The sequence below is a fragment of the Lysinibacillus zambalensis genome (assembly GCF_040183165.1).
GTDB lineage: Bacteria > Bacillota > Bacilli > Bacillales_A > Planococcaceae > Lysinibacillus > Lysinibacillus zambalensis.
Genome location: NZ_JBEGDG010000016.1, coordinates 18,076 through 42,180, shown reverse-complemented (window position 1 = coordinate 42,180; position 24,105 = coordinate 18,076). Strand labels below are relative to the sequence as shown.

Genomic DNA, 24,105 nt, shown 5'->3' with positions numbered 1-24,105 from the left:
TAACTATCTATCATTCATAACTAGGATTTGTTATTGTACTAAAAAACCATTTTTAAATTTTTCCATTAAAAGGGCTTATGTATATATCTAATTAGTTATAAAATATATTTGTACTATAACAATTATTATTTCAATTTTTTACAGTTCTACATTGAAAATGAACAATAAAGGGATGGGAAAAGATGAAGGGAATTTATCAGTTTAAAACACTTAAAGCACGAATTTTAAGTGCATTTCTTCTTTTGATCGTATTAGTTGTTTGTTTTACAGCCTATACGTATATTTCTAATAATAAGATGGAAAAACAAGCAGAAGGTTTAGTAAAAGAAGATTTACAAGTCTTAACGGCAAGTAAAGATTTAGCAATGTCTATGAGTGTTCGTCTCTCTGCAGCTTTAAGTTATGTTGTAACTGGTGATGAAAAATACATAGAAATGTTTAATGAATATCGTAAAATCGCAGAGGAAAATAACGGGATTGTAGAGAAATACGAAAATACACCTGAGCGTGAGGCTCTAGTAGAAATGGCACGTACATGGAGCAATCGCGTAAATACCGAAGTATTCGACGTTTATAAAAAAGGGGATAGAGAATTAGCATTAAAAAATTTAACAGCTATCAATAATCTTGTAATCGATGTTCGTGTTGGTTATGAAGAATTGGCCGATAAACGCTCAGATGCCATTACTAAGGTAGGAGATGACGTAGTTTCAACAAGTTTAAGCAATAAAACAGTTGGACTAATTGTGAGCATTGTATTGACAATCGCAGGTATCCTAATCGCTATTGTTACTGCTAGCAATATTTCTAAACCTATTACAACTGTCTCAAAACGCATGAGCGAATTAGCAGATGGCAATCTACAACATGAACCACTTCCAATAACTCATCGAGATGAGATTGGTCAATTAATGCTTTCCGCAAATAATATGAATGAAAAGTTAAAGCAAACGATAAGCTCCATCCATACTGTTTCCGAAACTGTAGCAGCTAGTAGCGAAGAGCTGGCCCAATCGGCTAATGAAGTACAATCAGGTACAGAGCAAATTACCGTAACAATGCAGGAGCTAGCCTCTGGCACTGAAACACAAGCATCTACTGCCGGTGATTTAGCCGAAACAATGACTTCTTTCCAACGTAGTATTCATGAAACAACACAAGAAGGCATTGAATTAAAAACGCATTCAAATCATGTACAAGAACTAACAACTACAGGTAAAGGCTTAATGGTACAATCAACACAACAAATGACAACCATTAATGAAATTGTTTTAGATTCAGTGAAAAAAGTTGAAGGCTTAAATGTGCAGTCTGCGGAAATTTCCAAGCTTGTTTCTGTCATTGATGATATTTCAAATCAAACAAATTTACTGGCCTTAAACGCTGCCATCGAAGCAGCTCGCGCAGGTGAGCACGGAAAAGGTTTTGCAGTTGTAGCCGATGAAGTTCGGAAGCTTGCAGAAGAAGTACAGTTCTCTGTCACAGATATTTCAACAATCGTCAACCGAATACAAGGTGAAACTGGCAATGTAACAACCGCTCTACAATCCGGCTACGAGGAAGTAAAAAGAGGAACTGTACAACTAAATCAAACAAATGAAACATTTGAACAAATTTCGGAAGCTGTTGAGGAAATGATTCTTAACATAAATACTATTTCAAGCAATTTAAATAAAGTCGCTCAAAATTCCGAATCCATCAATGTCTCCATCGATGAAATGGCTTCTATTTCACAAGAGTCTGCAGCTGGTGTAGAACAAACAACAGCTACTGTAGAGGAAACAGCTGCTACTATGGAGGAAATTTCAAGGGGTGCAAATCATCTCGCTAATATGGCTGAAGAACTAAATAGCCAATTACAGCAATTTAAAATTTAAGGTTCAAGGTGATACCTGATCACTTCAGGGCGATTCCACTTAAAAAAGCTATCTCGACATTACGGTCGAGATAGCTTTTTTCACATTAATACTAATGCCTAATTGGTACCCTCTCCAGCTCATAGCGATTAATTATCACGCTAATCTTCTGAAACCATTCCTCACAAAGCTCCAGCACTTCTTGATACTCATCCTCTTCTCTTGATAGAGGCTCACTGTTATCCATAAAAACAAATTCTAAAATGGGGTCAGATAAATTATCAGCTACAATTTTCAACGTCAGCGAAGACATAGTGTCAGACTCAGAGTCCTCTTCGCCTAATTCCTCTTCTTCTATATCCATATCTTCACCAAGTAATAAACCACTTATGAAGTTATTGCTCGTCCTAGCAATGTACATGTCGTCCTCTACTATAGCTACTTCATATATTTTTCCGAATGGAATTTCTTTTTTTATCAAATCTTTTTCTAAATCTTCTCTACTTGCTAGGATAAGTGTATTTGTAGGTTCATTTAATAATAAAGCACTTAAACAATCATTTGAGATGATGCACTGTGTATGAGGGATAGCCATAAGCTCCTCCTCACTCGCCTCTTTCATTTCATTTAATGTATTGATATAAATAAATCGTTCTTTCACATACCGAAAAATTCCCGCTATTACTAATCCTAAGCCAATTAAAAAATATACCTTACTAAATATAGCCGTTTCGACTGAATTTGCTAATAATATATAGATCATCCCAAGAAATAAAATAAAAAAGGTTTTCATCCATCTCCCACCCTCAAAAAGATAATCGATAGGATTATTTCATCCATATTAATAGAAATTTTATTCTAACGATTATCTTTTCATTCTTAATTTCTATAGGAATTATTTGCGCTACTATCATGAAACGGATTTTTCATCCATGCTTTCGTGTCAGCTTGTCGACATAAAAATAAAGATAAAATAATGTAAATCAATAAGCAAAGGTTGATTTCTACTCCGAGGCGACGCATTGTTTTCGCTACAAAAGATATTTCCTTAAAAAGTTAAAACAGCTACAACATAATATTGTAGCTGTTACTATAATTTAAAATAATCAATTACCCCTAAATGATTATTCATATTAAAAATACTTATCCGTTTAGTGTCATGACTAAAACTGCCGGTATAAATGACACCGCAAACATACTCGCATACCACATCGATGTACGGCGTAATGAAAAACGAACTTGTTTCTTTTCTGCATAAAAAATGTCTATCATAATTGCAGCAACAACAAGTGGGATAGTAACACATGCGATAGCAACTAATAAAATTTTTAAACTGAACATAAAAGCACCCCTCTGTTCGTGAACATTTATTTTCCATCTTTGTGACAACTTTATGTCAATTTCAGTGTACACAATTCCGCCACAAATTGTCAACTACATTCAACTAAGAAAAACGTGCTTTTTACAGAAATTTTTCGCCTTATTATAGATATTTACGTAAAAACCTCATAAATAAAGCAGCTACAAAATTGCAGCTGCATTGTTCATGAATAATTCATTGGCTATTCACTTAAATTTCCACTTGACTAAAATCAATAGAGCGTTGCGAACTTCACGCTTCTTTTTAATCAATAATATATTTTAGTTCGAGCCATTTCAGTCTCTATATTTATATGTTAACCCTCTTAAAAAATTCCTTACAAAGCGATCGCCACATTCTTTATAGTTACGATGGCTTGGATTTCTTAAAATGGCGCCTAATTCGCCTTTCGAGACGTTAACGCCACCATCATATAAAATATTGAGCATCTCCTCACTCGTTAAGGCTAACGCTATCTTCACTTTCTTTAATAGCATATTATTAGGGCTTTCTTTTCCTGAAACAGGCGGTGGTCCTTCTGGCTGACCAGATTTAGGCTTTTGCGGACCTCGTTTAAATGTAATAAATCCATTTAAAAAAGCCTCTACCATTTTATTATTACATTTGATGTATTCTTCTGGTGCTTCTTCCTCATCATTAACTTTAATAAGCATGTTCAATACTTCTTCCTTCGTAAAGTCCATACCACCTAGCTTAAAAATTTCAACCATATCTTTATTTTTGATATCTAATGCATATCTTAAACGAATTAAAATATCATTGTTCGTCATTTAAAAAACCTCCATTTTAACTGTAAAGCGCTTCTAACAATCGTATATTCAAGATTGAAGCATTACTTTATTATAGCAGAGACATTCACAATTTTAGTTAGCTTTCCAAAAGTTACTTTATTATAGTATTTAGAATGCGCATTTTACTTTTTTAAATGTATGATTAGCCAACTCTCGACCATTCTAATCACAAGGAGGTGAGAAAAATGGCTAATCGTAGTTCAAATAAACTTCTAGTTCCTGGTGTACATGAAGCTGTTACTCAATTGAAGTATGAAATCGCACAAGAATTTAATGTACAATTAGGGCCAGAAGCCTCTTCTCGTGCAAACGGTTCAGTCGGAGGAGAAATTACAAAACGCCTTGTAGAAATGGCTGAAAAACGTTCAAAAGGTTTATTATAATAATAATTTCAAAAAGAACGAATCCCTTTTATTTAATTGGAATTCGTTCTTTCATGTTTTTGCTATTACATCATTCTACCCTTACATCTCAATCAACATTTTTTGATTCAAAATTATCAAGCAATGCACGCACTTCATCTGTTGATTTCGTGTTCATCAATTGATTTCTTAATTCACCAGCTCCACGGAATCCTTTGACGTAAATTTTGAAAAAGCGATGAAGCCCAGAGATTGAACGTGGTAGTACTTCCGTATATTGATCTTGAAGATCCAGCTGCAGTCTTAAAAGATCAAGGTACTCTTTACTACTATGCTCTTTCGGCTCTTTTTCAAAAGCAAAAGGATTTTTAAAAATACCTCGCCCGATCATAACGCCATCAATGCCATATTGTTCAGCAAGCTGCAGCCCAGTTTGACGGTCAGGAATGTCTCCATTGATTGTTAGCAACGTATTTGGTGCGATACGGTCACGTAATTTTTTGATTTCCGGAATTAGCTCCCAATGTGCATCTACTTGGCTCATTTCCTTTCTTGTACGTAAATGAATAGAAAGGTTCGCAATATCTTGTTTTAAAATATGCGTCAGCCACTCCTCCCACTCATTTACCTCTTTAAAGCCAAGTCGTGTTTTCACGCTGACAGGTAGTCCTCCTGCTTTTGCCGCTTGAATAAGCTCTGCCGCAACGTCTGGACGCAAAATAAGGCCGCTACCTTTCCCTCTCGATGCTACATTCGGGACAGGACAACCCATATTTATATCGATGCCTTTAAAACCTAGCTCCGCCATACCAATACTCATTTGACGGAAATATTCGGGATTGTCTCCCCAAATATGTGCCACCATTGGCTGTTCATCTTCTGTAAAAGTCAAACGGCCTCTCACACTTTTCATGCCCTCTGGATGACAATAGCTATCCGAGTTTGTAAACTCTGTGAAAAATACGTCCGGTTTACCGGCTTCACTTACTACATGACGAAAAACAACATCCGTCACATCTTCCATTGGTGCAAGTACAAAAAATGGTCGTGGTAAATCACGCCAAAAATTATCTATCATTTCAAACTCAATTCCTCTCAATATGGATACAACTTTAAACTCTCGGTCATAAAATATAAAGCCGAATGTTCCTCTTCTTTTACACTTATATCATGCTCAATAACTGATTATCAAACACAAATACATATGACATTTATAATTTGTAAAAATCAGCTATGTTTATTTTAACGAAAGTCGGTCCTTATAAACAAAAAGTAGATGGCATAGTTTTTTGAACTGAACCCCGAATAGTGGACACTTTATTCCAAAAACATAAAAAAGCAATTCAAGATAACGGTTAATTTATCATAAAGCAATCGAATTATAACCCTTTGATATCAAACCCACGTTCTTGAACTGCCTATTATAATGTTCTGATACCAATTATGAGGTGTATAATTTTCATCACATATATCAAAAGTAACCTCTTCTATTTAAGCATAAGATTCCACCAAAACCCTTCCATGCTTACACAAAAAGGATGGAATATTCACTCCATCCTTTCAGAGTTCTATCATTTACTAATCAATCACCCGAGCAACATCCCTACCACAAGTCTTGCACTTCCCCTTCAATACAGGGGCATATTCTCCCTCTTGTATCGTGTACTTCACAATTGTCGTTACACCACAATTGCCACAAAATACGTTTTTCACGAGCATTTCTCTGATATCTTTCGGGATAGAGAGCCATTTTTTTGCTGCGTCCATTATGATCGCTCCTTTAGAGTTAGTTTCGTAACAACCTCCACATGCGTCGAATGCGGGAACATATCCACAGGTTGAATCTCCTGTGTTTGATAGCCCCCATCCTCCAAAATTCGAAGGTCACGTGCAAGTGTAGCTGGATTACAGGACACATAAACAACACGCTTAGGACGTTGCTCTAAAATCGTCTGAAGAAGCGCCTCATCGCAGCCTTTGCGTGGTGGATCAACTACTAAAACATCCGCTTCTTTGCCTTCCTTATACCAACGTGGAATGACTTCTTCTGCTGGCCCAGCCTCGAAATACGTATTTGTAAACCCATTTAGTGCTGCATTTCGTTTTGCATCTTCAATCGCTTGTGGGACAATTTCTACACCCATAACAGCCTTTGCTTGTTGTGCAAGGAATAATGAAATTGTGCCGATACCACAGTAAGCATCAATTACTCGTTCATCGCCTTGTAAGTTTGCGTAGTCTAATGCTTGTTTGTATAGAACTTCCGTTTGCTCAGGGTTTACTTGATAAAATGAACGGGCTGAAATTTCAAAGCGAACATCGCCAATTGTATCAATAATAACGTCCTTGCCCCACAAATTTACGGTTTCATCACCGAAAATAACGTTCGTTTTGTCGCTATTAACGTTTTGCATAATCGATGTGACATTCGGGACAAGCTTCTGGATTGTCCCAACAGCAGCATCTTTTTGCGGGAATTTTTTCTTTTTAGTTACGAGAACAACCATCACTTCACCAGTTGCTCGTGCCTTACGAACAACTACGTGGCGCAGCATTCCCCCATGCGATAATTCGTTGTATGGTCGAACACCGATTGCCGCCAGTTCCTTTTTCAAACCTGCAAGAATAGCGTCCGCTTCTCCAGTCTGAATTAAGCATCGCTCCATATCCACAATGCTATGAGACTTCGTTTTGTAGAAACCAGCAATTGCTTGTCCTGCTTCATTTGAGGAGAAAGGTATTTGCGCTTTATTACGGTAATGCCAAGGCTCTTCCATGCCCTTCACTGGTAGAACAGGCGCATCAATTTTTCCAATGCGCTGCATAACATTACGCACCATGTTTTCTTTCCATTTTAACTGTCCTTCATAAGACAGGTGCTGTAATTGGCAGCCGCCACATTGTTTAAAATATTCACAAGGCGCATCTACACGATCTGATGATGGTTCGAGAATTTCTACGACCTTTGCAAAGCCATAGTTTTTTAACGTTTTTACAACATGTACTTCCGCCGTTTCACTAGGAAGTGCACCTTGGATAAATAATGGATAGCCATCGACCTTTGCGACGCCATTGCCATCATGTGTTAAATCTTCTATATAAACTGTTAGTCGGTCATTCTTTTTCACGGGTGCTGACATTCGTACATCCTCCATTTCAATCTCTTTATTGTAGCATGTTGAGGCGGATGAAAAAAGAACTTGGCTTCATATTAGGCTCAAATGTGGTCGGCTCTCCTTCTAGACTGATCAGGTAAGACAAGCTCTCTTCAAACTGATCACCTTTACATGAGTAGAAAAAAGAGCCGCTATTCGCGACTCTTCCCCTCTTTCCTTACTGTATGGTAATCTCTAGGTGCCCACCAGAAAGCAGCAACTACACCTAGAATGACGACTATAAATGGTGCATAAAAAATCAAAAAACTTGTCATAGTTGTATCCCTCCTATGCGTGATTGTCTTCTTTTCCTGTCACATAATTTTTGTTGAAAAGGAATAATTTCAACAACAAGAACAGTGATGGAATAAGCAGACAAAGTCCCAAAACAAACGCAATGACGAGTGCAATCGCCATTTGTGTACTTGTAAAGCTATCGTAAATAGTTAAATACGGATACAGTAAATATGGATATTGGGCGATTCCATATGCGAAGAATGCCACTGCAAATTGGGCAATCAATAAACTAACCGCAAGACCGTAATTTTTTCGCATCCATATAAACACTACAGTAATAATAAACAGCACCGCAGATATGGCAAACATCCACCATAAATTAACCATGTTATTGTAAATTTCAGGGTTAATAAATTTCATTTCGTACATAATGCCGAGCGCACTCACCATTAATGGCATCGCCCAAGCAAGTGCGTATTTCCGCATTAAATTTGTAGCTTCTCGATCCTTAGCTTTATGCGCATACCAAGTTAAAAACACGGCTGAAATATAAAGTACAGCTGCAATGCTCAACACGACAATACTCCAAGCAAACGGGCTCTTATACAACGTCCAATAATTCAAGACTGGTTGCCCGTCAACAAGATCAACATAGCCACCAGCAGCAATCGCGAATACAACAGAGAGTGAGGCAGGAATGAGTAATCCTGCTATACCATACGTCAACGTGTAACCGATATGTCCACGCGCGCCATATGATTCAAATGCATAGTAGGAGCCTCGTATCGCAAGAAGCACTAGCGAAATACTAACTGGAACAAGTAAAATCGTTCCATAATAGAAAGCTGTTTGTGGGAAAAATCCAACAATCCCCACAAAGAAGAATACTAAAAAGACATTGGTTACTTCCCAAACAGGTGATAAATAACGTTTAATAATATTCGTTAATATATGATTTTTTCCGATGAGTAGGCTGTAGGCATTAAAAAAGCCTGCACCAAAATCGATTGAAGCTACAATGACATAACCAAATAGGAAAATCCATAAAACTGAAATACCTAAAATCTCTAATGTCATAAGATGTCACCACCTTTTTCATCATGGCGATCTTCTATTTCACGCTCAATTGGATTCTTTTTGAACATACGGACTAAAACTACAATACTTCCTATTCCCAATACAATATACACACCTGCAAACAATACCAGCATTAAATCCACATGGTTACTCGTTGTGGCTCCTTCTGGTGTTCGCATTAATCCACGTAATATCCAAGGTTGTCGTCCCACTTCTGCAAGCCACCATCCTGCTTCAATTGCAATAATGGAAAGTGGTCCACCTGCAACAACAATTCTTCTAAACCAACGGCTATGAATAAACTGCCAATCACGTGCTTTCCCGGTCACATAAAGCAGTGAAACGAGTGCCATGAACATGCCAATAAACACCATGAGATCAAAGAGGTAATGAATATACAGCGGTGGTCGATCTTCTTTTGCAAATTGATCTAAACCAATTACCTCTGCATTTGGATTATTATGTGCTAAAACACTCAAAGCATAAGGTACTTTAATAGCATATTTTACTTCTTCACCATCTAATACACCCAATAGTATAAGAGAGGCTTTATCTCCCGTTTCAAAGTGCCACTCAGCTGCAGCTAGTTTTTCTGGTTGATATTCAGCTAAATATTTCCCTGAAAAGTCTCCAATAATCGCTGCTGCAATAGAGAAAATCAGACCAATCTTCATAAGTAGGTATAAAGATTTTTTATGGTATACATGCTTAGAACCTCTAAGTAAACGGTACCCTGCAATGGATGCTAACACAAATGCGGCCGTCATGTAGGCTGTAACGAGTACATGTGCCACCTTTGTCGGCATCGCTGGATTAAACATCGCTAAAAAAGGTTGAATATTTACAAGCTGTCCGTCCACAATGTCAAATCCTTGTGGTGCATTCATAAACGCATTGACAATTGTAATAAACACAGCTGACATTGATGCACCGACAGCAACCGGAATTAATAGTAGCATATGCTTTTTCTGACTATCGAAGCGATCCCAAGTATATAAGTAGATGCCTAGGAAGATGGCTTCAAAGAAAAATGCGAACGTTTCCATGAAAAGTGGTAATGCAATCGTTTGGCCAGCAAGCTGCATAAAATTCGGCCATAGTAAAGACAACTGTAAGCCAATTGCTGTCCCTGTTACAACTCCGACGGCAACTGTAATAACAAAGCCGCGCGCCCAACGTCTTGCCATTAAAATATAGTGCTCATCATTCTTTTTATACCCAGTCCATTGTGCGATCATAATCATTAATGGGACACCAACACCAATCGTTGCATAAATAATATGGAACGATAAAGTTAGCTCCGTTAATGCTCTACTCCAAAAGACTGCTGATTCATTCACCATTTCGTTGCCCCCCTAACCTCCAAATATTCTTCCAAGTATGGAAAGTAGCATGATAATTGCAACACCAAAGCTTAGCCAAATGAGCTTTCTTTCCTGTGACTTATACAACGGCAACACTTCCTTTCCCTTATCTATACCCCATTTTCCACTATTGCAACGAAAAAAACCTTTATAATAGACCGGAATTTCGGCCTATTATAAAGGTTTCAAAATTTGTTCAAGTATTATACTCACATTTGCCAAACATTTTTCTTAATTCATTCACAATACCATTTAAAGGATAATAATGTTCATATATATGGATTTTAACCTATTAATATGAATCATCACCAAAACGTGTGGTTGATTTCCGTTCCGACTTGGCGCTTTATAGCTGCCGCTTCGCTTTCGCGCAGAGCTTCCTGAGGGCGTCCAGCCGTAACGAAGATCAACTTATTTACATAGTAAACGTTTTATCAAAAGTTACTCACAACTTTAAGTGATGAACCATTAATCTCCACAAAAATTCGATTAAACAGGACTCTACCTAAAATTAAGCAGAGTCCTGTTTATGTTTATTGGATACGGTCTTCCTCACGCATATCTGCTAGTGGAACAAAAATTTCAATATGACGCTTTAAGTTTTCAAATGTTGCAGGCGCGTCCCCACCATACTCACCATCTAGGTTTAAATGAATTTCATCTTCAGTAGATACTTTGACGACACTTGCCTTTTTATAAATTACACGATCATCATTTAAATGCTCGCCTCTTAATGCCATCGCAGCAAGCTGAATAAATTCAGGCAGGTTTACTTTTTTCAATACGATTAAAGTAAAGTAGCCATCATTAATACTTGCGTCTGGTGCAAGTTTTTCAAAGCCTCCCACCGAATTTGTTAAACCACATAAAAACATCATGGCATCCCCATCAAACACTTCGCCATCGTATTCAATACGCATGTGAGAAGCTTTAATCGATGGGATCATTTCCACTGCTTTTAAGTAATAAGCTAACTGTCCTAGCATTGTTTTCATTTTACTTGGCACTTCATAAGTTAATTCTGTAATACGTCCGCCAGCAGCAATATTGATGAAATAGCGTTCCCCATTTAATAAACCAACATCTACTGGTAACGATTCCCCTTTAATAATAATGTCAACGGCAGCTTCGATATTTCGAGGAATGTGCACAGCACGGGCAAAGTCATTCGTTGTGCCCATCGGAATTAAACCTACTTTCGGCCGGTTCTCAAATGGACTTACACCTGCAACAACTTCATTTAATGTGCCATCTCCACCAACTGCAATAATTATATCAAAGCCACGTTCTACTGCATTTTTTGCAGCAATGGTCGCATCGCCTTCACAGGTTGTTGCGTGACAAGATGTCTCATAGCCTGCTACCTCTAATTTTGCCAATACTTCTGGTAGATGCTTTTTAAACACTTCACGCCCAGATGTAGGATTATAAATGATTCTTGCTCGTTTCATAACATACCTTCCTGCTTCATAAGATTCTATTTCTTCCAACGAATTATTCTTTTAAATGTTGCATTAAGTCAACAATAGTAAGGCATGTCCTCATTTTTCTGACATGCAGCCTTGTGATTTACAATTATTGCAATGCAGCTTTTACTTGCTTTTTAAAATCCTCGTAAACATATGTCCAATATGATTTATTCGTCATATTCTCTTCACGAATTTCTGCATATAGCGCTTTTTGTGCATCTTCAAATGTAGGATCTTCTTTATCAGGCAAAGTAGCTCGTTTACTAACTACTAGTTCCTGTAATTCTGGTGCTCGTGGTCCCCATTTTCCAACGACCTGACCAGCATCATCTAATAAAATATAAACTGGAATTGCACGGCCACCGTTTGTTAAATAACGATCAATCAAATCTGTATCCGCATCACGTAATACTGCGCGCATGTCTAGTTCTGCTGCCTCTGCAATTCGGCGAATGATTGGATTGTTTAACATTGCGTCCCCGCACCAGTCCTCAGTAATTGTTAATATTTTTGGTTGCTTATTCTTCAATAGTTCGATAAAGCCATCGTTTAATGGCACTTCGAAACCATCATAAATAAGGAAGCTTTCCTCTTTTAACGTCGTCATATGATCCATATATTGTTGAATTGAAATCGCATCATTGAAATATTGTTGTTCAGTTTTCATTGATAGACCTCCTTAAGTTTTATCATGTTCTATTCTATATTTTGCTATGAATACTCCATTTAGACAACTATAAAGTGCTAATTTGGTATTTTTTAGTTCTTTTCTCTATAAAATCGAGTTTATTTCCGTTCCTACTGAGCTTTTCCTGGAATCGCCCAGCCTCTACTCAAAAAATATCTAGAATTTTTGTAGACTTGCGCTTTTTTATAAATTAGCATCAAGCCTGTTATACTTTACTCGTAAAGGTCATTTATTGTTATAGATGCCCCTAAAGATTCTTTAGTATGTATTAATTTTTAAATATAAAAGGCCAAGAAAGCAAATTTACTTTCTTGACCTTCCGTTGCAATTGCAATTAACGTTTTGCAATTTCTTGTTGTAATAATTTATTGACCATAGGTGGGTTCGCTTGACCTTTAGTTGCTTTCATAATTTGACCAACTAAGAAGCCGATAGCGCGATCCTTACCGTTTTTGAAGTCTTCGATTGATTGTGCATTGTTGTCTAGAACTTCTGTAACGATAGCAAGTAATGCACCTTCATCAGAAATTTGAACTAAACCTTTTGCTTTAACGATTTCTCCTGCAGAACCGCCATTTTCTACTAATTCAGCAAATACCTTTTTACCGATTTTAGAAGAAATTGTACCGTCAGTGATTAGTTTCACCATTTCCGCAAGGTTTTCTGGCGTTAATGCAGTATCTTTAAGGTCTTTTTGTTCTGCATTTAAGTATGCAGAAACATCACCCATAAGCCAGTTTGCTGAAAGTTTTGCATCCGCATCTTTAGCTACCATCGCCTCGAAGAAGTCTGAGATTTCTTTTGAAATAACAAGAACTCCTGCGTCGTATGGCGTTAAGCCTAATTCTTCAACATAGCGTTTTTTACGAGCATCTGGAAGCTCTGGAATTTCTGCTTTTACTCGTTCTAACCATTCATCATCGATTGATAGACGAACTAAATCTGGCTCTGGGAAGTAACGATAATCGTCTGTTCCTTCTTTAACACGCATAAGAATTGTTTTACCTGTTTTTTCATCGAAGCGGCGAGTCTCTTGCTCAATTACCCCACCTGAAAGAAGGACATCTGCTTGGCGTAATTCCTCGTGCTCTAAACCACGGCGAACATAGTTGAAAGAGTTAAGGTTTTTAAGCTCTGTCTTTGTACCAAATTCTTCTTGACCATATGGACGAATTGAAATGTTGGCGTCACAACGAAGTGAACCTTCTTCCATTTTACAGTCCGATACATCTGAATATTGGATGATTGATTTTATTTTTTCAAGATACGCATACGCTTCATTTGGCGTGCGAATATCTGGCTCAGAAACGATTTCTACAAGTGGTGTACCTTGACGGTTAAAGTCAACTAAAGAGTGGTCGCCACTGTGAGACAGTTTACCAGCATCTTCTTCCATATGAAGACGTGTAATACCAATACGTTTTGTATAACCATCTACTTCGATATCAACCCAGCCGTTTTTACCGATTGGTTTATCGAATTGAGAAATTTGATAAGCTTTCGGATTATCTGGATAGAAGTAGTTTTTACGGTCAAATTTTGTTTCTTGTTCGATTTCCATGTTTAGTGCAAGTGCTGCACGCATTGCGAAATCTACAACATTTTTATTAAGTACAGGTAGGACACCAGGATAGCCTAGGTCGATAACTGTAGTATTTGTATTTGGTTCAGCACCGAAGTGAGCTGGTGCTGGTGAGAAGATTTTTGAGTTCGTCTTTAACTCAACGTGTACTTCTAAACCAATGACTGTTTCAAAGTTCATGTTATTTTCCCTCCCAAATTTGAGGAACTTGTTTATGGAACTCCGTTGCTTGTTCAAAAGCATGAGCTACACGGTAAATTGTTGCTTCATCGAAATATTTACCGATAATTTGTAAGCCTAGTGGTAGACCATTTTCAATACCACATGGGATTGAGATGGCTGGTACACCAGCTAAGTTCATAGGAATCGTTAAAATATCATTTGCATACATCGTCATTGGATCATCAACGTTTTCACCAATTTTAAATGCTGGTGTAGGAGAAGTTGGTCCAATGATTACGTCAAAGTCTTCGAATACTTTGTCGTAGTCTGCTTTGATAAGTGTACGTGCTTGTTGAGCTTTTTTGTAGTAAGCATCATACGTACCTGCACTTAGCGAGTAAGTACCAAGCATGATACGACGTTTTACTTCATCGCCAAAGCCTTGTGCACGTGTTTCTTTATAAAGGTCCATCAAATTATTAACGTTTTCTGCACGGAAACCATAACGGATACCGTCAAAACGAGAAAGGTTAGAAGACGCTTCAGAAGAAGAAAGAATATAGTAAGCTGCAAGTGCATATTTCGAGTGAGGAAGCGATACTTCTTCTACTGTAGCACCTAAGCCTTTTAATACTTCTAATGCATCAAGCACTGATTGACGTGCTGCTTCGCCAACACCTTCACCAAGGAATTCTTTTGGCACAGCGATACGTAATCCTTTTACGTCACCAGTAAGTGCTGCTGCGTAGTTTGGTACTTCTACGTCTGCAGAAGTTGAATCGTTAGCATCTAATCCTGCGATTGCTTCAAGTAAAAGGGCATTGTCTTCAACATTACGTGTAATTGGTCCGATTTGGTCTAAAGAAGATGCAAATGCAACTAGACCAAAACGAGATACACGGCCATATGTAGGCTTCATCCCTACAACACCGCAATAAGCAGCTGGTTGACGGATTGAACCACCTGTATCAGAACCAAGTGAGAATGGTACTTCACCTGCTGCTACTGCTGCTGCAGACGCACCTGAAGATCCACCTGGTACGTGGTTTAAGTTCCATGGATTTTTTGTTGTTTTATAGTATGAGTTTTCATTTGAAGAACCCATTGCAAACTCGTCCATGTTTAATTTACCGATAGTGACCATACCTGCGTCACGTAGCTTTTTAACTACTGTTGCATCGTAAATTGGCATAAAGCCTTCTAAAATTTTAGAAGCACAAGTTGTTTCTAAGCCTTCTGTCACGATGTTGTCTTTAACACCGATAGGAAGACCGAAAAGTGGTCCACGCTCTTCAAATGGTACTTTATCCATTTCAGCTGCTTGTGCAGTTGCTTTTTCTTCATTTGAAGCAAGGAAAGCTTGTACATCGCCGTCAAGCTTCGCCACACGTTCGAATGCTTCTTTTGTTAAATCAGCGATTGTTAAGTTACCCGCTTTAATATCAGCTTGTAGCTCCTTCGCTGAACGTTCAAATAACGTCATGAGGAATCCTCCTATGTTTTAGTATTACATGATAGCTGGTACTTTTACTTGACCATCTTCTTGTTCTTTTACGTTTAACATCATTACTTCACGGTCTAAACCTTTTGTTGCCACATCTTCACGCATTACGTTTACTAGTGGTAAAACGTGAGTCGTTGGTTCAACATTCGTTGTATCTAACTCGTTTAGTTGCTCTGCGAAGTCAGTAATTTTACCAAGCTGTTCAGCAAATTTCTCTGCTTCCTCTTCCGTAATTGCAAGACGTGCTAAGTTTGCCACGTGCTTAACTTCTTCTTTTGTTAATTTTGCCATTTTTCACACCTCCGAATACTCATTCAATTCATTGCTTTTGTCGATAACAATAGGGTTGAATAAAGTTAACCATGCAAATAATCATAACATTTTTCATATTAAAAATCACAACTTTCACCAAAAATAAAGAAACTTTCACTACTATGACGAAGTGTCGTCTTTATGGACTGTTTTTAGAGTCTTCCATTAAGACTTTGCTCTTTGTGAGCAGAGCAACGATCGCGTTGTTGTGCTTTCTTATGTATCCGTCACTTTGAGGAGTCTATCCATTTTTGCTTTTCTATCCATCATTTCGGGGAGGCTTTCCGTCGTTTCGATTGTTCTTTCCGTCGCTTTTAACCCATATTCATCCCATCAAAAAAATATAGTCAGCACAAGGCTGACTATATTTTTAATAGATATGGACGTATGGTTCTTTTTCGTTGGCATTCTTCACGATTAATGCCTCTGGACCATTCATTGAAGTGACGCTTACTTCAACATGAATGTTATTAAATTGATTGATTAGAACACCTGTTAAATATTGAGTGAATCCAATAATTTCAAGTTTACTGAAGAATTGGATGGGTATTTCAATCGATAACTTTTGAATTTTTTTGTTTTGGTAGAAGCCTGTTCCTACTACACTAGTATAGTTTGAAAAATACTTATCTACATCTTGTTTAAAATTCTCAAAGTTTTTACTATCATCACGGTATACATCCTGTGATTCACTCGTAGGGAACAGTACATATTCTTCGTCCATAGCTTTCCAATCCGTTACCTCGTTTTGTCCAGCTTTAGCTACGCCATAGTTAAAATACGTTCCTGGAATAATATCATTACGCGCTTTTTGTTTAAATAAACCTACTACAATCGGTACATCTTTCAATTCATCTTGGGTTCTTAGACGAGACACAATTTCTGAGGCCATCTTCTTCCCTTGCTCAATCAGTTCTGCCTCCGAAATTGGTTTCTCATAGTATTCCCCATACGTTTCTTTTTGATAGTAATAAATAGAGTTTAAGGCAAGTCCTATCGAAATACCGCTTAATTTTACTTTGTTATCACTAGTTTTTGTTAAATAATTTTGCTCAACAATATGTGATAAATAGATTGGGGCCTTTGTTGCACGTTCCTCTGCCGGCATTGAGTCCGTCGTTGGAGGATTTAAGCCGTCCTTCTCTTTTGAACTACGGGCAAGCCAATTTTTCACTGTGTTTTCCGCTAAATATTGTCCTTCTTGGAAGAAATAGTTTTCCGTGTCGAACTCATTTTGAGAAAGACGCATTAAACCTGTTTCAACTTCCTTCATATCATATTTTGTAAAAATATTTGAAACTACTAATCCCCTGCTAGCACTTTCTTTATAGGGTGTTAGCGTTCTATAATATGATTTATCAATCTGTAAGCTTGGAATAATTGTTGTTTCCGCTTTTTCCTGTTGCGTCTCCTGTGTTAGCTCTGTCTCCTTCTTATCCGAAGGCACACAGCCGACTAGCATTGCAGCAGCGATAATTGCTGGAATGAGTCGAAATGACTTCATTATTTTAGTACTCCTTTACTGATGTTCAGATTTTGCTTGACGAATTGTTCATACCTGCCTGTGGACAGAAGGAGACATTTATAAAATGCCTCTACTTTCCATCAAGTAAATAAGTTAATTCATCTTTTTCAATTTTAATAGTATCCATTATTGGACAAGGTTAAATTGTTCGATCAGGCGATCTTCATTCCAAACTTCAATACCTAACTGCTCGGCTTTTGTTAGTTTAGAACCCGCATCTGCTCCTGCAATAACAAGATCAGTTTTTTTGCTGACACTGCCTGTAACAATACCACCTAACTCTTCTATTTTCGCCTTTGCTTCGTTACGTGTCAATTGCTCAAGTTTACCAGTTAATACGATTGTTTTTCCTGCAAGAGGATTATCCCCTACAGCTACCTCTACCTTTTTACCTTTATACGTCATATTGACACCTACTTCAGCAAGGCGCCCGATGACTGCACGTGCATCCTCATTTGAAAAATACTCGACAAGTGATGAAGCCATTTTATCGCCGATTTCATGAATTGCCACTAATTGCTCCTCTGTTGCTGCCATCACCGCTTCCATCGTTTCAAACTCCTCTGAAACAATTTTCGCTGCTTTTTCACCAACATGTCGTATCCCTAATCCAATTAGTAAACGCTCCATCGAATTTTCTTTGGAAGCCTGAATAGCACTGACTAAATTCGTAGCCGATTTTTCTCCCATACGCTCAAGCTCGACAAGCTGTTCTACAGTTAAGTGATACAAATCAGAAATATCATGAATTAAATCTGCACGTAATAATTGCTCAACGACCTTATCACCAAGTCCGTCGATATTCATCGCATTACGCGATACAAAATATTTAATGCTCTCCGCGATTTGTGCAAAACATGCAGGATTTACACAACGTAAGGCCACTTCCCCTTCAATTCGAATAAGTTCACTATCACAAACAGGACAATTTTCAGGCATTACATACGGAACTGAGTCCTCTGGTCGCTGCTCCAGTATTACACCGACAACTTGAGGAATAATATCTCCGGCTTTTCGGATAATGACTGTATCCCCTAGACGAATATCTTTATCACGAATTAAATCCTCATTGTGTAATGATGCACGTTGAACCGTCGTACCTGCCACTTGAACAGGCGATAATATAGCAGTTGGTGTAACAACCCCTGTTCGCCCAACCGTTAAATCAATATCAAGTAATGTTGTGACTACTTCCTCAGCAGGGAATTTATAAGCAATTGCCCAACGTGGACTCTTTGCTGTATAACCTAGCTCATCCTGCTGGGCATAACGATCCACCTTAATGACAATACCGTCAATTTCATAGGCTAAATTCGGACGGTTTTCAGTCCATTTTCCGATAAATGCTAGTACCTCTTCAATCGTTGAGCAGCGTTGACGCTCTTTGTTTGATGGGAAACCTAGTCCCTCTAAATAATCAAGCATCTCTGCATGACCGTCAATACCATATGCCTCACCATCTCCCCCAATTGCATAAATAAAGGTAGATAGTTGACGACTCGCTGCTATTTTAGGATCTAACTGGCGTAAAGAGCCTGCAGCCGCATTTCTCGGATTTGCAAATAATTCTTCTCCATTTTCAGCACGGAGAGAATTCAATTTTTCAAATGATTTTTTAGGCATATACGCCTCACCACGTACTTCAATTGTAAGTGGCTCCTTCAATCGAAGTGGTATTGCTCGAATCGTTTTTAAATTTGCTGTAATATCTTCCCCTACAACACCGTCTCCTCGTGTTGCTCCTTGTACAAAAACGCCGTTTTCGTATTTTAAAGAAATAGCAAGACCATCGATTTTCAGCTCGCAAACATAGGAGAATTTATCACCGATTGCTTGACGCACTTTACGGTCAAATTCACGTAAGTCTTCTTCATTAAAAGCGTTTGATAGACTTAGCATAGGGTAATCGTGCGTCACTTTTTTAAAGCCTTCTACCACCGCTCCGCCAACACGCTGTGTCGGTGAATCTGGATAAATAAGTGACGGATTCGCTTCCTCTAACGCAATAAGTTCATGTAATAATTGATCATAAACACTATCTGCTACGACAGGTTTGTCCAACACATAATAGGCATGACCATATTCATGTAACAATTTATTTAATTCAACAACGCGCTGTTCAATTTCGTTCATTTAAGTTCCCCCGGTTACCCTTTATCAATAGGCGCAAATTGTGCTAGTAATCGTTTAATACCAATAGGTTGTGGAAAGGCAATATCTAGCTCTGTACTATCACCCTCACCTTTTACACTAACAACCATACCTGTTCCCCATTTTTTATGGATTGCTTTGTCTCCAGCCTTCCAGCCAAATTGGTCTCCACCAGTTGTTTGTAAACGAGCTGTTGCAGGCTGTGTTTTCTGAATTGCTCCAAGTGTACGCTTTTGATAGCCGCCCGCTGAACGATTGCTAGAGGCAAACGGAACTTCAGGCTTCGCACCACCTTTGGAAATCGATTGTGTAATATCCTCCGAAATTTCACCTAAGAAACGCGAGACATTGTTATAGCTAGAACGACCAAAAATCGTACGACTTTGTGCACTCGTTAAATATAAACGTTCTTCTGCACGTGTTATACCTACGTACGCTAAACGACGTTCCTCCTCCATTTCATCCATATCATCAAGTGAACGAGAATGCGGGAAGATATTTTCCTCCATTCCAATGATAAAGACGATTGGGAATTCTAAGCCCTTTGCAGCATGCATTGTCATTAAAATAATATTGCCCTTCGATGCATCATCTTTATCAAGTGCATCAATATCTGCAATTAGCGCTAAATCTGTTAAAAAGGCAACTAAGCTCTTATCATCACTACGCTCCTCGAAAGCCTTTGTTACAGATAAAAATTCTTCAATGTTTTCTAAGCGGCTTTCTGCTTCAATCGTCTTTTCGTTTTGTAGCATTGCACGATAACCAGATTTGTCAATGACCTGCTCTACAATTTCTGTCACCGATAAATATTCTTGCATCTCTGTAAAACCTTTAATCATCGCATAAAATTGCTCAGCTGAATTAGCAGCCTTCCCTGTAAGCCCCATGAATACAAGATCATTCATGGCATCAAAAATTGAGCGCTCTTGATCAATCGCATAGCGCGCCATTTTTTCAAAGGAAGTTGCACCTATACTACGCTTTGGTTCATTAATAATACGAGCAAGTGATAAATCATCATCATTATTGGCAATAAGACGCAAGTAGGCAAGTAAATCCTTAATCTCTTTACGATCATAGAACTTAGTACCACCAACTATTTGATAAGACATATTAGACTTAACAAGCACTTCCTCCATCACACGAGACTGCGCATTTGTACGATAGAGTATTGCAAAGTCATCAAATGAACGATTTTCTTTTTGAATATGCTGTTGGATTGTTTGTACAACGAATTGTGCTTCCTCTTGCTCGTTATACGCTTTGTACAATACGATTTTTTCACCCTCAGCATTTTCTGTACGCAGTTCTTTTGGATAACGTGTTGTATTATTTTGAATGACGTCATTTGCTGCTTGTAGGATGCGTTTTGTTGAGCGATAATTTTGCTCAAGCATAATGACCTTAGCACTTGGATAATCCTTTTCGAATGAAAGAATATTGCCAATGTCCGCACCACGCCAACGATAAATCGATTGGTCAGAATCACCTACAACACAAATATTTTTAAATTTCTTGGCAAGCATCTGAACAAGTAAATATTGAGATTTATTCGTATCTTGATATTCATCTACATGGATATATTGGAATTTATTTTGATAGTATTCAAGCACTTCTGGTACACGCTTGAATAATGTAATAGTCGTCATAATTAAATCATCAAAATCGAGTGATTGATTGCGGCGTAGTCTTTTTTCATACCCTTTATAAACTCGGGCTATCGTTTTTTCGTAAGGATTATTTTCATTGATTTGACCCGCATAATCGTCTGCAGCTATACATTCGTTTTTTGCCGAACTAATCGCATTTAAAATCGCACGCGGTTCAAAACGTTTCGTGTCAATATTTTCATCCTTCATAACATTTTTAACAACTGATAGCTGATCAGTTGAATCTAAAATTGAAAAGTTACGTGATATCCCTAGCTGATCAATATTGCGTCGTAAAATTCGCACACACATGGAGTGGAAGGTCGATACCCACATACTATCGCCAGTTCCATTACCGAGAATGCCATCTATACGCTCTCGCATTTCACGTGCAGCTTTATTTGTAAATGTGATTGCTAAAATCTTTGATGGATATACCTCTTTTTCGATGACTAGGTATGCAATACGATGTGTCAATACACGTGTTTTCCCTGATCCAGCACCCGCCATAATTAGAAGCGGTCCTTCAGTTGTTTTAACCGCATTTTCCTGCTCAGTGTTCATACCTGCTAATAAGTTTTTCGTTAACTGCTCCATTTCGCACCGCCTTACAAACATTTGTTCTTAGATTATATCGTATTTTTTACAGCCTTAACAGTCGCAAGTGCAGCTTTTAAATCTTCGTAAATAATATTACCAACTACTACTGTATCTGCATATTTTGCCATTTCTGCTGCTTGCTTAGCAGATGTAATGCCGCCACCGTAAAACAGTCGGGTATTTTTCAGTTCATTTTTAACAGCACTTACAACCTCAATATCACCATAAGTACCGCTATACTCTACATAAAATACAGGTAATCTAAAGAAATTTTCAGCCATACATGCGTAGGCAACAACATCATCAATGGAAATATCGGTTTTCGCCTTCGTTACTTCCGCTACTTTACAAGTCGGGTTTAAAATACAATAACCTTCAGCTACTAGTTCATCCCATACCATAATATCTCCATATTCTTTAATTGCTTCATGGTGTAGATTTTTAATCCACTTTGGATCATCACTATTTAACACGGTTGGAATGAAATAATAGTCATAACCTGGTGTTACCGAATCAATATTAGAAATTTCAAGCGCTATCGGTACTTCAAAGCGTCTTACACGAACAAGCAAATCTAATACGCCATCTAAAGTTACATTGTCTGTTCCGCCAACTATAATAACATCTGTCCCTGATTCACAAATTCTTTCTAGTTCCTCATCTGAGATTTCCTTAGCTGGGTCAAGCTTGAACACATGTCTCCATTCTAAATAATCCATCTATTTTACCACCTATCATTTTCTATCTATTCGTTTACAAGTATAGCTTATGACTGTCTACAAAAAAATGAAAAAGACTGAGCAGAACCTCTACCCAGCCTCTTTACCTACTATTCTTTTGGTGCTTGAAATGGCTTTTCATCTGGATACAAACGACCTAACATTTCATCATATGTATCGTTCCCATAATCAAAGCAACGACGTACACGCGAAATAGTTGCTGTACTTGCACCTGTTTCCTTTTTAATGGATTCGTAGGTTTTCTTTAATCGTAGTAAATGCGCAACCTCAAAGCGTTGTGCTAACGATTGAATTTCACTAATCGTACATAAATCATCAAAAAACTTATAGCATTCTTCGATGTCTTTCAGCTCTAACACTGCTTTAAATAATTGATCTGTTTGATGCCCACGAATTTTTTCGATTTGCATGCAATCTTCCTCCCTTTAAGGCTGCGTTTTCACCATTGCTTTTAACCCTGGTGAGGTTGGTATGAAGTGGACCCAAGACTTCCCTGGTACTAGCTTCACAAGTTCCCCAGACTCTTCTACAGCCATTGGTATTCCATCAATATTAGCCCATTTGACTTCTCTCATATAGCCATTTTGAAATACATACGCATTTCCACCAGAAGTTAAATCAATTTCTTGGCGCCCCTCATTATCAATCGTTCGATGTTTCATTTCAAAAAATAGAACATTTGCAATTGATAATGTGTCGCCTGTTAACATATCCTTTGTGTCTACGCCAGCCGATTGTCGTCCATAACGATTACTTTGATGATCATACAAATACGAATTATGGAAATACTCACTATTTCCGTAGGTAACGTCAACTCGACTTGTTTCAATGCCTATTTTACCACGTTCATCGGGTTCATAAAAAGCCTGACTTACTTTTTCACGGTAACTCATTGAAGCGTTCACTTTTTCCGCTCCATTTACTATATTTTCAGACGTAATATATGAGTTGTGTGGAGCAACACGATCTTTTGAACGTTTAAAAAGTGTCCCATCATAATCCATGCCATTTATATTGTCGACTACATTATTAGTAAGCATCGATTTTGCCTCAGGGCTATAGCCGTGTGCTACATAAAATGCATCAAAGCCTTTTGCAAGATCAATAAAATAAGAACGAGCACTACGAACTGGCCCTACAGTTTCTGGCAGTTCACTTTGATACACTGCTAATAAACGCGTAACATCGCCTTCAGCTAGCATTTCATAAATAATATCCGCCGCTTCAATTCCTGATTGCGGACGTGCTTTCGGATGATTATTAATTGTAACCATAATTGGGCGTTGCGTAATTTCTTCCTTCACAGCTTCACCTGTTAACGGAGCAACCCTATCCCCTTTTTGAGCAGGCTCTTCAATAGCAGTTTCTTCATCAACCTTGTTCGTATCGTCTTCCTTTACTTCCGACGAATCTTTAGAACATCCTCCTATCAACAAAGTACTAAAAGCCATTGCGATAAATAGTTTCTTCGATTTGAACACAAGCATTACTCTCCTT

The 24,105-nt window shown here is 38.0% G+C and carries 22 protein-coding genes; 2 read left to right on the top strand and 20 right to left on the bottom strand.

Going from position 1 to position 24,105, the window contains the following annotated elements; translation table 11 throughout:
- Positions 1-182: 182 nt before the first annotated feature.
- On the top strand, positions 183-1,877 hold the full coding sequence (locus tag ABNX05_RS18455) for a methyl-accepting chemotaxis protein (protein ID WP_349661051.1): 1,695 nt from the start codon (positions 183-185) through the stop codon (positions 1,875-1,877).
- A gap of 91 nt (positions 1,878-1,968) precedes the next feature.
- On the opposite strand, the gene ABNX05_RS18450 is transcribed toward ABNX05_RS18455, so the two are convergent.
- The 3 genes from ABNX05_RS18450 to ABNX05_RS18440 all read right to left on the bottom strand — a co-directional run bounded on the left by ABNX05_RS18450 (position 1,969) and on the right by ABNX05_RS18440 (position 4,007).
- Complete coding sequence (locus ABNX05_RS18450; RefSeq protein ID WP_349661050.1) at positions 1,969-2,649, bottom strand: hypothetical protein; 681 nt, start codon at positions 2,647-2,649, stop codon at positions 1,969-1,971.
- A gap of 350 nt (positions 2,650-2,999) precedes the next feature.
- Positions 3,000-3,197, bottom strand: a complete 198-nt coding sequence (locus tag ABNX05_RS18445; RefSeq protein WP_079562675.1) for a hypothetical protein — start codon at positions 3,195-3,197, stop codon at positions 3,000-3,002.
- A gap of 315 nt (positions 3,198-3,512) precedes the next feature.
- On the bottom strand, positions 3,513-4,007 hold the full coding sequence (locus tag ABNX05_RS18440; protein WP_349661049.1) for a YehS family protein: 495 nt from the start codon (positions 4,005-4,007) through the stop codon (positions 3,513-3,515).
- A 206-nt stretch (positions 4,008-4,213) separates the two neighbouring features.
- Between ABNX05_RS18440 and ABNX05_RS18435 the strand changes: the two genes are divergently transcribed.
- Positions 4,214-4,411 (top strand): alpha/beta-type small acid-soluble spore protein, encoded by a 198-nt coding sequence (locus ABNX05_RS18435; protein WP_079562673.1) that lies wholly within the window; start codon positions 4,214-4,216, stop codon positions 4,409-4,411.
- Between the two features lie 88 nt (positions 4,412-4,499).
- Here ABNX05_RS18435 and ABNX05_RS18430 read toward each other — a convergent pair whose 3' ends face one another.
- From ABNX05_RS18430 to ABNX05_RS18350, 17 genes are all read right to left on the bottom strand, one after another.
- The gene (locus tag ABNX05_RS18430; protein ID WP_349661048.1) at positions 4,500-5,468 is read right to left on the bottom strand and encodes a tRNA dihydrouridine synthase; all 969 of its coding nucleotides are present in this window, start codon (positions 5,466-5,468) and stop codon (positions 4,500-4,502) included.
- A gap of 500 nt (positions 5,469-5,968) precedes the next feature.
- Positions 5,969-6,157 (bottom strand): hypothetical protein, encoded by a 189-nt coding sequence (locus ABNX05_RS18425; RefSeq protein WP_132363450.1) that lies wholly within the window; start codon positions 6,155-6,157, stop codon positions 5,969-5,971.
- A complete protein-coding gene (gene rlmD, locus ABNX05_RS18420; RefSeq protein ID WP_349661047.1) occupies positions 6,157-7,530 on the bottom strand; it encodes a 23S rRNA (uracil(1939)-C(5))-methyltransferase RlmD in 1,374 nt (457 codons plus the stop codon). Before rlmD ends, ABNX05_RS18425 begins: the two co-directional genes overlap by 1 nt.
- Positions 7,531-7,697: 167 nt before the next feature.
- Entirely contained in the window at positions 7,698-7,820 is a 123-nt protein-coding gene (gene cydS, locus ABNX05_RS18415) for a cytochrome bd oxidase small subunit CydS family protein (protein WP_256469478.1), read from the bottom strand.
- A 13-nt stretch (positions 7,821-7,833) separates the two neighbouring features.
- Positions 7,834-8,859 carry a cytochrome d ubiquinol oxidase subunit II gene (locus ABNX05_RS18410; protein WP_349661046.1) on the bottom strand — a complete coding sequence of 342 codons (1,026 nt, stop codon included), beginning with the start codon at positions 8,857-8,859 and terminating at the stop codon, positions 7,834-7,836.
- The gene (locus ABNX05_RS18405; protein ID WP_349661045.1) at positions 8,856-10,202 is read right to left on the bottom strand and encodes a cytochrome ubiquinol oxidase subunit I; all 1,347 of its coding nucleotides are present in this window, start codon (positions 10,200-10,202) and stop codon (positions 8,856-8,858) included. Before ABNX05_RS18405 ends, ABNX05_RS18410 begins: the two co-directional genes overlap by 4 nt.
- A 554-nt stretch (positions 10,203-10,756) precedes the next feature.
- Positions 10,757-11,674: a diacylglycerol kinase gene (locus ABNX05_RS18400; protein WP_349661044.1), complete on the bottom strand. Its 918-nt coding sequence runs from the start codon at positions 11,672-11,674 to the stop codon at positions 10,757-10,759.
- A gap of 124 nt (positions 11,675-11,798) precedes the next feature.
- The gene (locus ABNX05_RS18395) at positions 11,799-12,359 is read right to left on the bottom strand and encodes a thioredoxin family protein (RefSeq protein ID WP_349661043.1); all 561 of its coding nucleotides are present in this window, start codon (positions 12,357-12,359) and stop codon (positions 11,799-11,801) included.
- Between the two features lie 355 nt (positions 12,360-12,714).
- Positions 12,715-14,142: an Asp-tRNA(Asn)/Glu-tRNA(Gln) amidotransferase subunit GatB gene (gatB, locus tag ABNX05_RS18390; protein WP_349661042.1), complete on the bottom strand. Its 1,428-nt coding sequence runs from the start codon at positions 14,140-14,142 to the stop codon at positions 12,715-12,717.
- Between the two features lies 1 nt (position 14,143).
- Positions 14,144-15,607, bottom strand: a complete 1,464-nt coding sequence (gatA, locus tag ABNX05_RS18385; RefSeq protein WP_197143595.1) for an Asp-tRNA(Asn)/Glu-tRNA(Gln) amidotransferase subunit GatA — start codon at positions 15,605-15,607, stop codon at positions 14,144-14,146.
- Between the two features lie 24 nt (positions 15,608-15,631).
- Positions 15,632-15,919 (bottom strand): Asp-tRNA(Asn)/Glu-tRNA(Gln) amidotransferase subunit GatC, encoded by a 288-nt coding sequence (gene gatC, locus ABNX05_RS18380; protein WP_010857153.1) that lies wholly within the window; start codon positions 15,917-15,919, stop codon positions 15,632-15,634.
- 391 nt (positions 15,920-16,310) lie between these two features.
- Entirely contained in the window at positions 16,311-17,444 is a 1,134-nt protein-coding gene (locus tag ABNX05_RS18375) for a CamS family sex pheromone protein (RefSeq protein ID WP_349661041.1), read from the bottom strand.
- Between the two features lie 147 nt (positions 17,445-17,591).
- Complete coding sequence (gene ligA / locus ABNX05_RS18370) at positions 17,592-19,598, bottom strand: NAD-dependent DNA ligase LigA (protein ID WP_349661040.1); 2,007 nt, start codon at positions 19,596-19,598, stop codon at positions 17,592-17,594.
- 14 nt (positions 19,599-19,612) lie between these two features.
- Positions 19,613-21,865: a DNA helicase PcrA gene (pcrA, locus tag ABNX05_RS18365; protein ID WP_349661039.1), complete on the bottom strand. Its 2,253-nt coding sequence runs from the start codon at positions 21,863-21,865 to the stop codon at positions 19,613-19,615.
- 32 nt (positions 21,866-21,897) lie between these two features.
- Positions 21,898-22,587, bottom strand: coding sequence for a heptaprenylglyceryl phosphate synthase (pcrB, locus tag ABNX05_RS18360; RefSeq protein ID WP_349661038.1), 690 nt, complete (start codon positions 22,585-22,587; stop codon positions 21,898-21,900).
- Between the two features lie 110 nt (positions 22,588-22,697).
- Positions 22,698-23,018, bottom strand: a complete 321-nt coding sequence (locus tag ABNX05_RS18355; RefSeq protein WP_004225717.1) for a YerC/YecD family TrpR-related protein — start codon at positions 23,016-23,018, stop codon at positions 22,698-22,700.
- A 15-nt stretch (positions 23,019-23,033) separates the two neighbouring features.
- Positions 23,034-24,089 carry a DUF3048 domain-containing protein gene (locus ABNX05_RS18350; RefSeq protein ID WP_349661037.1) on the bottom strand — a complete coding sequence of 352 codons (1,056 nt, stop codon included), beginning with the start codon at positions 24,087-24,089 and terminating at the stop codon, positions 23,034-23,036.
- Between the last annotated feature and the right edge of the window lie 16 nt (positions 24,090-24,105).

What these genes read in the sequence shown, in the direction of transcription:
- ABNX05_RS18455 (WP_349661051.1), top strand. Translation starts at nt 183, where the DNA reads ATGAAGGGAATTTATCAGTTTAAAACACTTAAAGCACGAATTTTAAGT.
- ABNX05_RS18450 (WP_349661050.1), bottom strand. Translation starts at nt 2,649, where the DNA reads ATGAAAACCTTTTTTATTTTATTTCTTGGGATGATCTATATATTATTA.
- ABNX05_RS18445 (WP_079562675.1), bottom strand. Translation starts at nt 3,197, where the DNA reads ATGTTCAGTTTAAAAATTTTATTAGTTGCTATCGCATGTGTTACTATC.
- ABNX05_RS18440 (WP_349661049.1), bottom strand. Translation starts at nt 4,007, where the DNA reads ATGACGAACAATGATATTTTAATTCGTTTAAGATATGCATTAGATATC.
- ABNX05_RS18435 (WP_079562673.1), top strand. Translation starts at nt 4,214, where the DNA reads ATGGCTAATCGTAGTTCAAATAAACTTCTAGTTCCTGGTGTACATGAA.
- ABNX05_RS18430 (WP_349661048.1), bottom strand. Translation starts at nt 5,468, where the DNA reads ATGATAGATAATTTTTGGCGTGATTTACCACGACCATTTTTTGTACTT.
- ABNX05_RS18425 (WP_132363450.1), bottom strand. Translation starts at nt 6,157, where the DNA reads ATGGACGCAGCAAAAAAATGGCTCTCTATCCCGAAAGATATCAGAGAA.
- rlmD (WP_349661047.1), bottom strand. Translation starts at nt 7,530, where the DNA reads ATGTCAGCACCCGTGAAAAAGAATGACCGACTAACAGTTTATATAGAA.
- cydS (WP_256469478.1), bottom strand. Translation starts at nt 7,820, where the DNA reads ATGACAAGTTTTTTGATTTTTTATGCACCATTTATAGTCGTCATTCTA.
- ABNX05_RS18410 (WP_349661046.1), bottom strand. Translation starts at nt 8,859, where the DNA reads ATGACATTAGAGATTTTAGGTATTTCAGTTTTATGGATTTTCCTATTT.
- ABNX05_RS18405 (WP_349661045.1), bottom strand. Translation starts at nt 10,202, where the DNA reads ATGGTGAATGAATCAGCAGTCTTTTGGAGTAGAGCATTAACGGAGCTA.
- ABNX05_RS18400 (WP_349661044.1), bottom strand. Translation starts at nt 11,674, where the DNA reads ATGAAACGAGCAAGAATCATTTATAATCCTACATCTGGGCGTGAAGTG.
- ABNX05_RS18395 (WP_349661043.1), bottom strand. Translation starts at nt 12,359, where the DNA reads ATGAAAACTGAACAACAATATTTCAATGATGCGATTTCAATTCAACAA.
- gatB (WP_349661042.1), bottom strand. Translation starts at nt 14,142, where the DNA reads ATGAACTTTGAAACAGTCATTGGTTTAGAAGTACACGTTGAGTTAAAG.
- gatA (WP_197143595.1), bottom strand. Translation starts at nt 15,607, where the DNA reads ATGACGTTATTTGAACGTTCAGCGAAGGAGCTACAAGCTGATATTAAA.
- gatC (WP_010857153.1), bottom strand. Translation starts at nt 15,919, where the DNA reads ATGGCAAAATTAACAAAAGAAGAAGTTAAGCACGTGGCAAACTTAGCA.
- ABNX05_RS18375 (WP_349661041.1), bottom strand. Translation starts at nt 17,444, where the DNA reads ATGAAGTCATTTCGACTCATTCCAGCAATTATCGCTGCTGCAATGCTA.
- ligA (WP_349661040.1), bottom strand. Translation starts at nt 19,598, where the DNA reads ATGAACGAAATTGAACAGCGCGTTGTTGAATTAAATAAATTGTTACAT.
- pcrA (WP_349661039.1), bottom strand. Translation starts at nt 21,865, where the DNA reads ATGGAGCAGTTAACGAAAAACTTATTAGCAGGTATGAACACTGAGCAG.
- pcrB (WP_349661038.1), bottom strand. Translation starts at nt 22,587, where the DNA reads ATGGATTATTTAGAATGGAGACATGTGTTCAAGCTTGACCCAGCTAAG.
- ABNX05_RS18355 (WP_004225717.1), bottom strand. Translation starts at nt 23,018, where the DNA reads ATGCAAATCGAAAAAATTCGTGGGCATCAAACAGATCAATTATTTAAA.